Source organism: Clostridium sp. CCUG 7971, assembly GCF_017590215.1.
Classification (GTDB): Bacteria; Bacillota; Clostridia; order Peptostreptococcales; family Peptostreptococcaceae; genus Faecalimicrobium.
The window spans coordinates 1-14686 of record NZ_JAFFPK010000032.1 but is presented as its reverse complement, the minus strand read 5'-3'; the positions used below and the strand labels follow the sequence as shown (position 1 = coordinate 14686).

Annotated in this window: 15 protein-coding genes and 1 pseudogene; 5 read left to right on the top strand and 11 right to left on the bottom strand. The window is 27.8% G+C overall.

Going from position 1 to position 14686, the window contains the following annotated elements; genetic code table 11:
- Positions 1-62: 62 nt before the first annotated feature.
- From JWF52_RS04540 to cooS, 3 genes are read right to left on the bottom strand one after another with little or no spacing between them, the layout of a single operon-like run.
- Positions 63-1304: an NAD(P)/FAD-dependent oxidoreductase gene (locus tag JWF52_RS04540; protein WP_286184002.1), complete on the bottom strand. Its 1242-nt coding sequence runs from the start codon at positions 1302-1304 to the stop codon at positions 63-65.
- Entirely contained in the window at positions 1298-1750 is a 453-nt protein-coding gene (locus JWF52_RS04535; protein WP_208332160.1) for a 4Fe-4S dicluster domain-containing protein, read from the bottom strand. The genes JWF52_RS04540 and JWF52_RS04535 overlap by 7 nt, the downstream gene beginning before the upstream one ends.
- On the bottom strand, positions 1743-3644 hold the full coding sequence (gene cooS, locus JWF52_RS04530) for an anaerobic carbon-monoxide dehydrogenase catalytic subunit (RefSeq protein ID WP_208332159.1): 1902 nt from the start codon (positions 3642-3644) through the stop codon (positions 1743-1745). Before cooS ends, JWF52_RS04535 begins: the two co-directional genes overlap by 8 nt.
- A 442-nt stretch (positions 3645-4086) precedes the next feature.
- Between cooS and fdxA the strand changes: the two genes are divergently transcribed.
- On the top strand, positions 4087-4257 hold the full coding sequence (gene fdxA, locus JWF52_RS04525) for a 4Fe-4S ferredoxin (protein ID WP_208332158.1): 171 nt from the start codon (positions 4087-4089) through the stop codon (positions 4255-4257).
- Between the two features lie 53 nt (positions 4258-4310).
- On the opposite strand, the gene JWF52_RS04520 is transcribed toward fdxA, so the two are convergent.
- Positions 4311-4940, bottom strand: coding sequence for a redox-sensing transcriptional repressor Rex (locus JWF52_RS04520; protein ID WP_208332157.1), 630 nt, complete (start codon positions 4938-4940; stop codon positions 4311-4313).
- A 137-nt stretch (positions 4941-5077) separates the two neighbouring features.
- Here JWF52_RS04520 and abc-f point away from each other — a divergent pair, with 137 nt between their 5' ends.
- The 3 genes from abc-f (at position 5078) to JWF52_RS04510 (ending at position 8499) form a co-directional block, all read left to right on the top strand.
- Entirely contained in the window at positions 5078-6808 is a 1731-nt protein-coding gene (abc-f, locus tag JWF52_RS04515) for a ribosomal protection-like ABC-F family protein (protein ID WP_353654872.1), read from the top strand.
- 38 nt (positions 6809-6846) lie between these two features.
- Positions 6847-6990 carry an ABC transporter C-terminal domain-containing protein gene (locus tag JWF52_RS19610; RefSeq protein WP_353654871.1) on the top strand — a complete coding sequence of 48 codons (144 nt, stop codon included), beginning with the start codon at positions 6847-6849 and terminating at the stop codon, positions 6988-6990.
- 132 nt (positions 6991-7122) lie between these two features.
- On the top strand, positions 7123-8499 hold the full coding sequence (locus JWF52_RS04510) for an MATE family efflux transporter (protein ID WP_208332156.1): 1377 nt from the start codon (positions 7123-7125) through the stop codon (positions 8497-8499).
- A gap of 105 nt (positions 8500-8604) precedes the next feature.
- Here JWF52_RS04510 and tsaD read toward each other — a convergent pair whose 3' ends face one another.
- The 6 genes and pseudogenes from tsaD to JWF52_RS04480 all read right to left on the bottom strand — a co-directional run bounded on the left by tsaD (position 8605) and on the right by JWF52_RS04480 (position 13544).
- A complete protein-coding gene (tsaD, locus tag JWF52_RS04505) occupies positions 8605-9621 on the bottom strand; it encodes a tRNA (adenosine(37)-N6)-threonylcarbamoyltransferase complex transferase subunit TsaD (protein ID WP_208332155.1) in 1017 nt (338 codons plus the stop codon).
- A gap of 2 nt (positions 9622-9623) precedes the next feature.
- Positions 9624-10079 (bottom strand): ribosomal protein S18-alanine N-acetyltransferase, encoded by a 456-nt coding sequence (gene rimI, locus JWF52_RS04500; RefSeq protein ID WP_286184001.1) that lies wholly within the window; start codon positions 10077-10079, stop codon positions 9624-9626.
- Positions 10069-10785 carry a tRNA (adenosine(37)-N6)-threonylcarbamoyltransferase complex dimerization subunit type 1 TsaB gene (tsaB, locus tag JWF52_RS04495; protein ID WP_208332154.1) on the bottom strand — a complete coding sequence of 239 codons (717 nt, stop codon included), beginning with the start codon at positions 10783-10785 and terminating at the stop codon, positions 10069-10071. Before tsaB ends, rimI begins: the two co-directional genes overlap by 11 nt.
- A complete protein-coding gene (gene tsaE / locus JWF52_RS04490) occupies positions 10785-11237 on the bottom strand; it encodes a tRNA (adenosine(37)-N6)-threonylcarbamoyltransferase complex ATPase subunit type 1 TsaE (RefSeq protein WP_208332153.1) in 453 nt (150 codons plus the stop codon). Before tsaE ends, tsaB begins: the two co-directional genes overlap by 1 nt.
- 228 nt (positions 11238-11465) lie before the next feature.
- Complete coding sequence (locus tag JWF52_RS04485) at positions 11466-12881, bottom strand: sensor histidine kinase (RefSeq protein WP_208332152.1); 1416 nt, start codon at positions 12879-12881, stop codon at positions 11466-11468.
- Positions 12871-13544, bottom strand: a pseudogene (locus tag JWF52_RS04480) (response regulator). Before JWF52_RS04480 ends, JWF52_RS04485 begins: the two are co-directional and overlap by 11 nt.
- Before the next feature lie 151 nt (positions 13545-13695).
- Here JWF52_RS04480 and JWF52_RS04475 point away from each other — a divergent pair.
- Positions 13696-13857: a heavy-metal-associated domain-containing protein gene (locus JWF52_RS04475; protein ID WP_208332151.1), complete on the top strand. Its 162-nt coding sequence runs from the start codon at positions 13696-13698 to the stop codon at positions 13855-13857.
- 289 nt (positions 13858-14146) lie between these two features.
- Here the strand turns inward: JWF52_RS04475 and JWF52_RS04470 are convergent, their stop codons facing one another.
- Entirely contained in the window at positions 14147-14410 is a 264-nt protein-coding gene (locus JWF52_RS04470; RefSeq protein ID WP_208332150.1) for a hypothetical protein, read from the bottom strand.
- Between the last annotated feature and the right edge of the window lie 276 nt (positions 14411-14686).

Sequence of the window (14686 nt, the reverse complement as noted above, 5' to 3'; positions counted from 1 at the left end):
ATATAAAGATTAGCTTATTTTAAAATTAAATAAGGCTATAGATTAAATCTATAGCCTTATTATTATATATTATAACAGAACTCTCCATTATCTTTAAGAGATAAAAAGTCTGCATATCCTATATCAAATATTCTTTCTTCTAAATCTTCTACTTCTATTTTATCTTTTATAAGCTGAGTTAATGCTCCTATATATGAAATATCACCTTGAGCAATAACCCCATAAATAACATTATCTTTATATATAAATCTTCTATATGAATCTTCACAACATCTAGTAACTACCTTATAACTATCATCAGGTGGATTTATTATTCCTAAAGATACAGTAGATATGCCCATAAAATTCATGCTATTTTTAAAAGAAAAACTATCTCCTATTTCTCTCTCTACTCCTAACATATTATATGCTGCTGTAATTCCTTGCTTTACGGCTATTGGCCATATTGAATTTTTACCTACAACATCACCAGCTGCATAAACATCCCTTTGAGATGTCTCACATTTTTCATTTATTACTATACCCCTATCATAATCTATTTTTGTAGTATCTATAAAATTAACATTCGGTTTTACACCTGTTGCCATTACAATCATATCAGCTTCTATTATATTACCATTTTCTAATTCTAATCCTATTACATCATTATTTTCATTTATAATAATCTCTTTAATTCCAAAATCTTGATAAAGTTTAGCTCCATTTTCTATAAATTTATTTTCATAGCTCCTAGCCGAATGTTCATCTAATTGTTTATTTAATATATATTTTGATGTATTTACTAGTGATACTTCTAAATTTTTATAACCCATAAGGCCATTAAGTGCATCTATACCAACTAAACCTGCACCTATTACTATAGCTTTTTTAGAAATTTCAGCTTTTTCTTTTATTTTATATACATCATCAATATCCCTTAATGGGTATACAAAATTAGCATCTCTTAGATTCTTTATTGGAGGTATAAATGCAGATGCACCTGTTGCTATTAATAACTTATCATATTCTATCTCTCTATCCTCTAGCTTTACTAATTTCAAATCAAAATCTATTGATTTTACAGGTCTGTTTTTTATCCAATTTATATGAGTATTTTTTATAAAATTTTCCTCTACAAAATTAATATCTTCAACTGTTTTATGACCTGATATTACATGATGTAACATGCAACGAGAATAAGTTTTTTCATCCTTAGATATAATCACAACATTTGAGTTTGGTTCTAATTCTTTTAAGGTTTTAGCTGAATTTATTCCTGCTGCACTAGCACCTAATATTACATAATTTTTAATTGTACTTAGCATGATGGTACCTCCTCTTGTATTTCTATTGCTCCTGTTGGGCAATTTGCTACACATCTAGGAGTTTCTTCATCCTTACATAAATCGCACTTTAATATTATCTGTTTAGTTCTATCATCAGGCTTTAATACTCCATATGGACATGCCATTACACACATATAGCAAGATCCACATTTTTTCTCATCATATGAAACTATTCCACTTTCTTTATCTTTAACCATAGCTCCACTCATACAAGTTAAAACGCACTCTGGTTCATCGCAATGTCTACAAATTATTGGAACTGGTCTATTTTCTTTATCAAGCTCAATGTGTACCATGCTATCATTATCAATATTTTCTAAATCAAGAGTATAAATATCACTATCTTTATTATGTTTTAACATACATGCTAATACGCAGTTTTTACATCCGCTGCATAACTCTTTATTTATTAAAATTCTATGCATAACATTCCACTTCCTTTAACCCAAGTTTTTTTCTTCTGTCTACAATTATTTCTTCTAATTGATTTGCTGAAGATACTGGATCTGGATTTACAATAACATGTCCTCCTGTTAATTCTTTTAATTTCTCTGTTAATACCTCTGTTACTAATTTTCCGCCTGTTATAAATGGAGGCAATGCTAAGTGAAGTGGTAATCCCAATGCTAAACCAAATGCACCATCAGCTAATGCTTGCTCTTCTAACCATTGAGGAGCTGATAATACAAGTGGTAATTGCGGTAAATCTATATCTAATTCTGCTGCCAACTCTGTTGCTACTATTTCAAGCCTACCTATAGCTAAACATGGTCCAAAGTTTAGCACTGGAGGTATATTTAAAGTCTTACATACTTCTTTTAAATTTTCTCCTGCTAATTCTTCTGATCCTGGAGACATAAGTCCTACATTTTCAAGACCTCCTGTTGAACATCCTGCTGATAAAACTAATATATCTTTTTTAATTAACTCTTTTGTTAATTCTACTGTTGCTATATCATGACCACCTGCCGTCATGTTTGAACATCCAACTACTGCCGCTATACCCTTTATTTTTCCACTAGCTATTAACTCTATTAATGGCTTCCATGAATTTCCTAAAAATTCTTTTAAGTTCTTTTCACTTACACCTGTAAGAGATTTTTCATACCCATGATTACTAGGTACATCTATTTCTACTGAGCTTCTTCTTTCCTTATATGAATCTAGTGCTTTGCTTATTAATTGTTCACTTATGTTTTCTACATTGTCTCTATCAAATGGTAAGTATTCTGCATTTACCTTTTTAGCTACATCATCTAGACATACCATTTTTACTTTATATTTATCTGCTATAGGCTCAAGTCCTGGTATTGTACAGTTAAATTCTGATACAACCATATCTATCGCTCCAGTTGATAAAACAACTTCACTAGTAAAGTTATTTCCTGCATGACCTGCAAATACTTCTTGGTAATGCTCTCCTCTTAATTGTAAATCTTGCCCTACACAAGTACATCCTACTAATCTAAATCCTTTAGCACCTACTTCTTGAGCTAAAGCTACTACTTCTTTCTCTTTTAATTTATCTTGGAAGTGTGAGAATGTTGAGTGTTGGTGTCCTGTTATCATTATGTTTATATAATCTTTATCTATTACATTAAATCCTACCGGAGCCATTCTTATAACTGGTTCTCCTAACATAACATCATTTAAAAGGTTTGTTAATGTAAGACCATATAATCCTGTTGATATACCTAGGTTTAAACAGTTAACTAGCATGTCTACCGGATCACTATTTAGATTTGTTGATGATTTAACTATTGCATCAAATACTTCTGACTTAGCTCCTCCAGGCATTATTCCTAATTCTTTCCATTTCTTAATCCTTGGCGGATATGCTATTTTTTCAACAAGTTCCATCTTGTCATCTCTTGATTTGTATAAGTCATTTATAACTTTATTAGCTACTTCTATACATTTTTTATGATTATCACTCTCTTTTATTTCAAAAATTTCTGCTAAATGATTTAGTGCATTTTCTCCCTTTATAATACCTTCAGTTTCCCCTAAGTGTTTTAAGTTTCTAGCTGTATTTTCTACTACATGTAAATAACAAGCTGAACCTGATGCAACTGCTCTTAAAAAATTTCTTGCAACTATTGTATCTGCATCTGCTCCACATATTCCCCTTGGTGATTTTGGTGTCACCCTACATGGCCCATTTGCACATAATCTACAACATACTCCTTGAAGTCCAAATCCACATTTGATTTTTTGGTCTTCAGTTCTATGAAATGCGGTTTCAACATTTTTAGATGCAACAAAACTTTCTAACTTCTTATCTGCACTTTCACACATTTTACAAGTATTACAAGACATGGTTATTCCCCCTAAAGTTTTTATTATTTAGTTTTTGTTTAGAAAATAGAAATTGATTTGACTTGATGTGATTTTATGTAATGTTTATTTGACTATTTTTTAACTAACTTTACTTTATTATATACCACTCATTCAATTTTTTTAAACATTTTTATTTGATTTTTTTCCATTATTTTTTATAATTCATATTTTCCATAAATCGTTAAATTTCAACAATGTATACTAAGTACAATATACATTTATAATATTTAATTTATACTTTAAATTTTACTTTGTTATTTATTTTGAATGATAATTTATTTATGGATAAATAAGCATTATTGTTTTCGTTAAATAAATATCAAACAATAATGCTTATTGTATAATTAATTTAATTGTTATCTTATGGAAGTTTTGTTATAATTATTATGAATAAAACTTGTATATAAGGGAGGATTTTGAGATGGCTTACATAATAAATGATGCTTGCATAAGCTGTGGTGCTTGTGAAGCTGAATGTCCAGTTGAATGTATATCTGCAGGAGATGACAAATACGTTATAGGTGCAGATTCTTGCATCGAATGTGGTGCTTGCGCAGGAGTTTGTCCTGTTGATGCTCCTCAACCAGAATAATAAATAATAAAAAAGCTACTATAGTAGATATCTACTTACAGTAGCTTTTTTTATTATTTAGTTTCTTTCATTAAATAAGATAAAGTAAATAAACTTTCTGTTAAGTTTACATTTTCAACAATAACATCATTTGGAACTTCTAAATCTATCGGTGCAAAATTCCAAACTCCTTTTATGCCTACGTTTACTAATCTATTTACAATTTCTTGAGCTCCGTTTTTAGGTATACATAATATTGCTATATCTATTTCATTTTCTTTAACTACAGATTCTATCTCTTGAGAATCTAATATTTCGAAATCTCTTATTTTTAATCCTATCATTCTAGGGTTTGCATCAAATAAGGCTTTTATTTCAAATCCAGCTTTTCTGAATCCCGAATAATTAGCTATAGCTTGTCCTAAGTTACCTGCTCCTATAAGGATTGCATTATATTTCTTATCTAATCCTAAGATTTTACCTATTTCATTATAAAGTGCTTCTACATTATATCCATATCCCTGTTGACCAAATCCGCCGAAGTTATTTAAATCTTGTCTTATTTGAGATGCTGTAAATCCGATTATATCACTTAATTCTTTTGATGATATCCTTTGTATGTCTTTATCTAATAGATCTCCTAAGTATCTATGATACTTCGGTAGTCTTCTTATTACTGCCATTGATATATTTTTAGTACCCACTTTTTTCACCTCCTATGTTGTTAAGTATTTATTTTTCCCATAGTATTTTATCGCATTTTCCAAAACATAATGCAATATCCTTGATTATATTATATCAAAACATTATAATTTTAGATAGTTCAAGGAGGTATAAATTTATGATTGTTTTGTCATGTAATAACTTAAATAAAAGTTTTGGAATAGATTCTATATTAGAAAATGTAAGCTTTACTGTAAATGAAAATGATAAGATTGGTATAATTGGAGTAAATGGTACTGGAAAAACAACATTATTCAAAGTTATATCAGGTATTTATGGTTACGATAGTGGTGATATATATACTTCTAAGGATTGCGAAATAGGATACTTAGAACAAAATACAAATTTCCACTCTGAAAATACAATCCTTGAAGAAGTTTTAGAAGTCTTCAAGGATTTAATGGATATGGAAAACTACCTAAGAGATTTAGAACATCAAATTGCGAAAGAAAGTTCTAATTCAAATTCTGATAAACTTGAAAAACTTATGAATGAGTATTCTCATAAATTAGAATTATTTTCTGATTTAAATGGATATGGTTATAAGTCTGAAGCTAAAGGTGTATTAAAAGGCTTAGGATTTAATGATACTGATATGGACAAACCTATTAGTATACTTTCTGGTGGTGAAAAAACTAGAGTTCTTTTGGGGAAATTACTTTTAAAAAAACCTACTCTTCTTCTGCTAGATGAGCCTACCAACCATTTAGATTCAGAAGCAATTGAATGGTTAGAAGTTTTCTTAAAACAATATAAAGGTACTGTTATATTAATATCACATGATAGATATTTCTTAGATCAAGTTGTAAATAGAATTTTTGAAATTCATAACAAAAAACTTAAAACTTATAATGGAAATTATTCTAAATTTATTGAGTTATCAAAAACAGAAAAAGAATTAGAACAAAAAAAATATGAAGACCAACAAAAAGACATAAAAAAGCAAGAAGAATCAATTGAAAGATTAAAGGCTTATGGTAGAGAAAAACATTTAAAAAGAGCTCGAAGTAAAGAAAAAGCTTTAGATAAAGTGGATGTACTTGATAGACCTGAAGCTTATAGAAAAAAAGCTCGGATAGAGTTTAATCCAACTGTAACTAGCGGAAATGATGTATTACAAATAAGAGATGTTTCTATGGGTTATGGCGAAAGAATTTTATTTAAGAATTTAAACTTAGATATATATAGAGAAGAAAAAGTAGCTCTTATTGGCGCTAACGGTATAGGTAAATCAACATTATTTAAAATAATAATGAATGAATTAGTGCCTTTATCTGGAGATATAAAGTTTGGTACAAATGTTAATGTATCATACTTCCACCAAGAACAAAAAACACTTAATTTAGATAATACTATAATAGATGAAATCTGGGAAAATAACACTCATTTAACTCAAACAACTTTAAGAAGTATGCTTGGTGCATTTTTATTTGAAGGTGAAGAAGTATTCAAAAAAATCTCTACATTAAGTGGTGGAGAAAGGGCTAGAGTTGCCATACTTAAACTTATACTTTCAAATGCAAACTTCTTATTACTAGATGAGCCTACTAACCACTTAGATATAGACTCTAAAGAAGTTCTTGAAGAAGCTTTATCTGGATACACAGGTACAATATTTACAATATCTCATGATAGATATTTCTTAAATACCGTTGTAGATAAAGTGTTAGTTTTAGATGAAAATGGAATAACTGAGTACCTTGGTAACTATGATTATTATATTGAAAAGAAAAAACAAGTTCAAGAAATGAATGTAGCTGAAGTAAAAGAGGAAAAAACTAAAACTCAACTTAAAGATGAAAAACGTAAAGAAAGAGAACAAAGAGAACTAGAGAAAAAAATAGGGTAAAACGACAAAATATAGAAAAAGAAATTGAAGAAACTGAGTTGAAAATAGAAGAATTAGATATTCTCTTATGTCAAGAAGAAGTGTATTCTAACCCTGAAAAATCTAAAAAAGTTAGCCAAGAAAAAATAAATTCAGAAAATAAATTAGCTAATCTTTATGATGAGTGGGAAACATTAATGTAGTGTATAAATAAAATAATAATATCTAAAACCATTCTTTATTGGAATGGTTTTTATATTGATAAATATATAGTTACATTATTAATATCTTATGGTATTATTTATATCATAAAATTTATATAACGAGGTGATTATTTGGAAGGAACATTATCTTTAAAAGATGAAAATAAGAGATTTTACAAAGTACTTATATCTTTATGTATACCTATTATTATTCAAAATCTTATTTCTACTTCTGTTAACGTAATCGATACTGTTATGATTAGTAGCTTAGGAGAAACATCAGTTGCATCAATCGGTGTGGCAAATCAATTTTTCTTTTTATTTAACATGTCATTAAGCGGAATTACTGGAGGTGCAGGAGTTTTTATATCTCAGTTTTTCGGAAAAAATGATGTAAATAATATAAGAAAGGTAACAGGGTTTAGTACCATTTTAGCTATTATTCTTAGTTTAGTATTTTTAATACCTGCTTTAATAATACCTACTAAAATAATAAATATATTCTCTTACGATCCAGAAGTTGTTAAACAATGTATCGAATATTTTTCTATAGTAGTATTTTGTTACCCTATGATAGCAATTAGTACTGTTTTTAGTATGGGATCAAGAGGTGTTAGAAACCCTAAGCTTGGTATGTTTTGTAGTGCTATAGCTTTATGCGTAAATATAGTTTTAAATTATGGTCTTATATTTGGAAATCTTGGTCTTCCTGCACTAGGTGTTAAAGGTGCAGCACTTGCAACTGTTATAGCTAGAATAATAGAATTAATTTTAATAATTGGTTATGTATATTTTTTAAAGAAAGATTATATCTTAAGATTTGGAATAGACAATTTAAAAAGCTTAAACTCTGAATTTATTAATTCACTTTTAGCTAAAAGTTTACCGATATTTTTAAATGATTCTTTATGGGCAGTTGGAACTGTACTATACTCAGTCGCATATTCAAAAGCTGGAACTTCAGCTATTGCTGCAAGTCAAATTGCTACTAGTACAGGTAATTTCTTTATAATGACAGCTGTTTGCATAGCAAACGGTGCAGCTATAATGCTTGGAAACGAACTTGGTGCAGATTATATAAATAGAGCAATAACTTACGCTAAAAAGTTCTCTATTTTAGTATTCTTAGCAGGTTTAATATTTGGAGGACTTTTAATTTTAAATATACCAATACTATTAAAGGTATTTACAGTATCTAATAATCTTGCTCCAGATATAACTAAAATCTTTATTATTATGGGTGTATTAATGGCTCTTAAATCTTTTAACGTATTACTTGTTATAGGTATACTTAGAAGTGGTGGAGATACAAAGTATGCATTATTCCTAGAACTAGGATGTATGTGGCTAGTATCAATTCCTTTAACATTTATAGCAGCTTTAAAGGGTGCTCCAATATATGTATTAGTTCTTCTTACTTACAGTGAAGAATTAGTTAAGTTTATATTTGGAATGCCAAGAGCTTTATCTAAAAAATGGGCAACAAATATTGTAAAAGAAATAGATTAATAAAAAAAGAGTATTTCTAAAAATTTAGAAATACTCTTTTTTATATTGCATATAAATAAATTTTTAGCAACAGATATATCGTTGGCGATATGAGCAAAGCGAATTTTATCTTTGCCCTATTTTTAAATTTGGAACTGCATTTAAACTCATATCATCAACTCTACCTTTAATAAAGTTGTAATATCCTGCACATCCTATCATCGCAGCATTATCTGTACATAATACTAATGGTGGATATTTTATATCTATATTATTTTCTTTTCCTAATTGTGTAATTTTTTCTCTAAGAGCTGAATTACAAGCAACTCCACCTGCAAGAGTTATTGTGTCATACCCTTTTTCTTTAGCTGCCTTTATAGCTTTTTTAGATAATACTTCAACTACTGCTTCCTGGAATGATGCACAAACATCTTCTACAACTATTTCTTCTTTTTTCATTTTCTTAGCATTTAAGTAATTTAAAACTGCTGACTTTAATCCACTAAAACTAAAGTCATATCCTTCATCTAGATAAGCTCTTGGGAAATCTATAGCCTTTTTATTACCTTCTTTAGCTAACCTATCTACAATAGGTCCACCTGGATATCCTAATCCCATAGCTCTAGCTATTTTATCAAATGCTTCTCCAGATGCATCATCTCTAGTTCTTCCTAATATTTCATATTCTCCATAATCCTTAACCTCAACTAAATGAGTATGGCCTCCAGATACTATTAATGTTATAAATGGTGGTTTTAAATCTTTATGTTCTATATAGTTAGCACTAACATGACCCTCTATATGGTTAACACCTACTAATGGCTTATTTAAAGTAAATGCAAGAGCCTTTGCATGAGATAATCCTACTAATAACGCTCCAACTAATCCTGGTCCATAAGTTACTGCTATATGGTCTATCTCATTTAAAGTTATATTTGCTTTATCTAAAGCTTCTTGTAAAACTATATCTATATTTTCTATATGTTTTCTTGATGCAACTTCTGGTACTACTCCACCAAATTTTTTATGTAAATCTATTTGAGTGTTAATTATATTTGATAGTACTTCTCTACCGTTTTTAAGTACTGCAACAGATGTCTCGTCACAGCTACTCTCTACAGCTAATGTTATTATATCTTTCACACTTACACCGCCTTTACGTCATTCCACATTATCATAGCATCTTCTTTATTATCACTATAATATTCTTTTCTAATTCCCGCTAATTTGAATCCATATTTTTTATATAAATTTTGAGCAACTATATTAGAAACTCTAACTTCTAAAGTCATTGATACTATATTATTTTCTTTGCATAATTTAACTAATTCTTTTACTAGTTCATCACCAATTTTTCTTCCTCTATAGTCACTATGAACTGCAACGTTAGTGATATGACCTTCATCCATAACAAACCATATTCCTACATACCCTACAACTTTACCATCAATCTTTGCTACAAGGTATCTTGCTACATCATTTTTTAATTCTTTGCTAAATGCATCTTTAGACCAATAATGTTCAAAACAGTTTTTTTCTACTTCAAAAACTCCATCTATATCTTTAGATGTCATCATTTCTATAACTAGATTATTTTCCATCATTTAACCTCTTCATTTTCTCATCGTATTGAACTTCTGCTTGAGATTTTCTAATATATACAGGGTTTATATTGTAACAATCATAAACATCTATATTTTTATTGTATTTATTAATAGCTACAGCACATAAGCTACTTGCCTTACTTACATTATGAGATGGAGCTGCTATATGTATATTTTCTATGTCCTTTATCTTATATTCATACTTATAAACTGCTTCTCCAACCATAATCCAATCTTCCTTAGAGTTTTTTAACTCTTCTATTAAATCATCTATTTCAACTACATCTATATTTTTTAATTCTACTACTTCATTATTTTCAAATTTATATTGCCCGCTATATACCTGTGTTCTTTGTGCATCTAGTATTGAACATATTTTTTTATCACAAAGATTCATATTTGCCGCTAATAGTTCTAATGAATTAACTCCTACTATAGGTAAGTTATTTACATGAGCAATAGCTTTTGCAGTTGCCATGCTTATTCTTAGTCCTGTAAATGATCCTGGACCTTCACAAACTGCAATTAAATCCATTTCATTAACATCTAAATCACTTATTTTAAGCATATTTTCTATCATTATCATAAGTTTTTGTGAATGAGTTTTCTTTGTATTTACAGTATACTCACATATTAATTTGTTATCTTCTATAACAGCTACACTTGTAGCCATTGAAGATGTATCTATTCCTAAAATCTTCATTATTTAGTCAGCTCCTCAACTAGTTTTTCATATCTTTTTCCAACTGGATTTAATATAATCTCTCTAGACATATCTTTATACCTTAATTCTATATGTAAATATTCATCTGGAAGTATGTCTTCTATTAAATTAGCCCATTCAATTATACACACACCTTCTCCATTTATATATTCATCATATCCGATATCATACATTTCATCACTACTACCTATTCTATATACATCAAAATGGTATAGAGGCATTTTACCTTCATATTCATTTACTATTGTAAATGTTGGGCTAGTTATATAATCATCAACTTCTAAAGCTTTTGCTAAACTTTGAGTCATAGTAGTTTTTCCTGCACCTAAGTCTCCAATTAAACATATTACACTTCCCGGCTGTAATAATGTTCCTAGCTTATATCCAATTTCTTTTGTTTTTTCTTCATTTTCTAGATATATATTAACCATATTTTCATCTCCGTTATATTTTGTGTATATCACAAATTATCGTTTTATAATTATCAACTAGATATTATTATAGTATAACCATCTATTATTATAAAGTCTTTATATATATAATATTATCTAATATTGTTGACTTATTAGATAAATACTATAATTTACATTATATAAAAATAGCATGAACCTAATTAAGTTTTGGCCCATGCTACTTAAAGTATATTATATTTTTATTGCTTAATGTATTTTATCAATTATCGGTAAAGTAATTATAAATTCACTACCTTGATTTACTTTACTTTTTACATCTATCTTCCCTTTATGCAAATCAACTATTGATTTTACAATCGTAAGGCCAACACCTATACCTCCAGTATGTTTACTTCTTGATTCATCGACTCTATAAAATCTTTCGAATATATAATTTAAACTTTCTTTAGGTATCCCAATTCCATCATCTTTAAAATGTATTTTTATATGATTATCTTTTTTATATAGTCTTAAATATATATTTCCATTTTCGTTAGTATACCTAATAGCATTAGATAATAAATTTACTATTAACTGAGATATTTTTTCTCTATCTAAATACGTATTTATATCTTCTAACTCAAATTTTATATTTATATTTTTTTCTAACGCTTTTCCTTGATTATTATAAACTATATTTTTTATAAGTTGATTTAAATTGACTTCACTTAAATTTAGTTTACTTTTATCGCTATCAAACTTTGCTAAATTTTTTAACTGATTTACTAAGCTCGTAAGCCTTATTACTTCTTCATTAACGCTATTTAATCTTTCAGGGCTCGGTTCCCATACACCATCTATTATTGCTTCTAGATGAGTTTGAATACTTGTAAGAGGTGTTCTAAGCTCGTGAGAAATATCAGTAGTTAATCTTTTTCTCAGTTTTTCTTGTTCATCTAGTTTAAGTGCTAATTCATTTATCGATTTTATAAGATTATCTATTTCAACTATATTACTTTCATAATCTAGTTTGCAATCATAACCGCCCTCTCCTATTGTATCTGCCATATTAGATACGACTTCGATAGGCTTTGATATATTATTTGATATTATAATTGCTATTATTACTGTAACTATTGTAGTTATAATTGCTATTAATATAACTACTTTATTTATTTCCTTTAAAAAATCTACTTCTTCATCCATATAATAAAAAGATCCATAAGAACCAACATTTATGTGACCTATATATTCTCCACTTTCATTTTTTAATTTAAAAGTTTCATCTTTATATTCTCCACTCCATTTGGGATACATATTGTGCATATTACTTTCTATGTTATTCATAGTTTGATGACATAATTTATTATTATACTCAAATGCACTCCAAGCTAAATTATTGCTATTGTCGTATAGCTCTATAAATCTACCTTTCGATATAGCATTTTTACCAATTTCATTTACATTATATAAGTTCCATTCACCATTTTTATATTCCGATTGTATTGAATCTATTAAATTTGAAATTTCTTTTTCATTATTTTTAGATATATATATCGCAAACTTTTCTTTAAATACGCTATTTATTGCTACTCCAATGCTTATTACGACTAATAAAATAACTGATACTAATGAAATAATTAATCTTTTATTAAGGTTTAGTTTCTTATTTTTATAGTCCAAATTTATATCCTACCCCATATAGAGTTTGTATAATTTTAGGTTTCTTTGTATCCAGTTCTATTTTCTGTCGTAAGTTTTTTATATGTGCATCTATAATTCTATCCATTTTTTCATAGTATTCTTCTACTGCTAATTCTAATAGTCTTTCTCTATCAAATATTTTTTTGGATTTTTAGCTAAAGTCAAAATAATTTTATATTCTGTATTAGTTAAGTATACTTCCTCTCCTCTTACTTTAACCTGATGCGATAATGTATTTATTTCAAGCTCACTCTCAAATTTTAATATATCTTTATTTTCTACATCTAACTTCCTAAAAACAGCCTTTACTCTTAAAACCAGCTCTTTAACATTAAATGGCTTACATACATAATCATCGCATCCTATATTAAATCCATCTATTACATCTTCATCTTCTGTTTTAGCCGTTAACATTATTATGTGAACCATAGACTCTTTTCTTATTATTTCACATATTTCTTCTCCACTTATATCTGGTAACATCCTGTCTAATATTATTAAATCAAATTCATTTTCCTTAAAATAATTAATAGCATGTATTCCTGTATTTGCAACCTTACAATTATATCCTTCTTTATCTAAATATGCCTTTATAACCTGCGTTATTTTCTCTTCATCATCTACTATTAATATGTTAAACATATTTAAACCTCCCTTATGATGTATATTTTTAATTTTATATAAAATATATACCACACAATTATACATTTTTTATGAAGTATTTTAAAATCTGTTTATCTTCATATTTTAAATTTATACTATGGTGTAAAAATTTAATTAATGGAGTGATGTTTTGAGTAAAATTACTAAATCATTTAATGTTTATGGCATGCACTGCAAATCATGTGAGTCTTCTATTAATCATGAATTGGAAAATTTAGATGGCATATTAAATGTTATAGCAAACCATAATAAATCTAATGTAATTGTTACATATGAAAATAGCTTATGTTAATGATAAAAAAATTAAAACTGCTATTAAAAAAGCTAGTTATTCTACTTCAAGTAATGCTGTTAAAGGAAATCTCCCTGTAAAACTAACAATAAAAGTGAATGAGTTAACTAGTTGTAATTCAACTATGTATTTTCCTGATTAATATGTCGACTTAAGTAAAGGTGATGTAATTGCAGAAATAAATCCTAATGGTAAAGATATTTCTTTTACATGTTGGATGGGTATGCTTAGAAATAAAATAAATGTTGTTAAATAAAAAAGTTTAGGCTATTTAGCCTAAACTTTTTTATTAATTATAATTACAACAATTTGCTGGATTCATATATTGAGGTCTATTGTTTGAATTTTGTGTGTTTGAATTATACTCGTTATTATCTATTTGCTCATATTGATTCTTTTCTTTATTTAATACTTTAAATGTAGCTTCATTTTGAACTGCATTGTTTAAGTTTACATCTGAAATATTTTGACTCTTTTCATTTGCAAATGATGTAATTCCCATTGCTCCTATTACTAAACCTAATCCTAATGTACATATTAGCTTCTTTTTCATAAAATTCACTTCCCTTTTTAAAATTTTATTTCTATATGTAGAATATCGTAAAATTATGAATAAAATATGAATATTGGCTTTCATATTTTATTCACACTTTTTAAGTATCATTGGCTTATCAAATTTATGGAGGTTAATTAAAATGAATAAAGAAACTAAGAGAAATTTAAAGCGTTTTTTACCATTATCTTTATGTTGTATAATCCCTATATTATTAATCTTAATAGTCCCTACAATAAGCTTATACTCTTCTAAAGCTGCTCTAGAGCTATCATT

Excerpts from the sequence above, each read along its gene's own strand:
- JWF52_RS04540 (WP_286184002.1), bottom strand. The coding sequence starts at position 1,304 with ATGCTAAGTACAATTAAAAATTATGTAATATTAGGTGCTAGTGCAGCA.
- tsaB (WP_208332154.1), bottom strand. The coding sequence starts at position 10,785 with ATGAAGATTTTAGGAATAGATACATCTTCAATGGCTACAAGTGTAGCT.
- cooS (WP_208332159.1), bottom strand. The coding sequence starts at position 3,644 with ATGTCTTGTAATACTTGTAAAATGTGTGAAAGTGCAGATAAGAAGTTA.
- tsaE (WP_208332153.1), bottom strand. The coding sequence starts at position 11,237 with ATGGTTAATATATATCTAGAAAATGAAGAAAAAACAAAAGAAATTGGA.
- rimI (WP_286184001.1), bottom strand. The coding sequence starts at position 10,079 with ATGGAAAATAATCTAGTTATAGAAATGATGACATCTAAAGATATAGAT.
- JWF52_RS04470 (WP_208332150.1), bottom strand. The coding sequence starts at position 14,410 with ATGAAAAAGAAGCTAATATGTACATTAGGATTAGGTTTAGTAATAGGA.
- abc-f (WP_353654872.1), top strand. The coding sequence starts at position 5,078 with ATGATTGTTTTGTCATGTAATAACTTAAATAAAAGTTTTGGAATAGAT.
- fdxA (WP_208332158.1), top strand. The coding sequence starts at position 4,087 with ATGGCTTACATAATAAATGATGCTTGCATAAGCTGTGGTGCTTGTGAA.
- JWF52_RS04535 (WP_208332160.1), bottom strand. The coding sequence starts at position 1,750 with ATGCATAGAATTTTAATAAATAAAGAGTTATGCAGCGGATGTAAAAAC.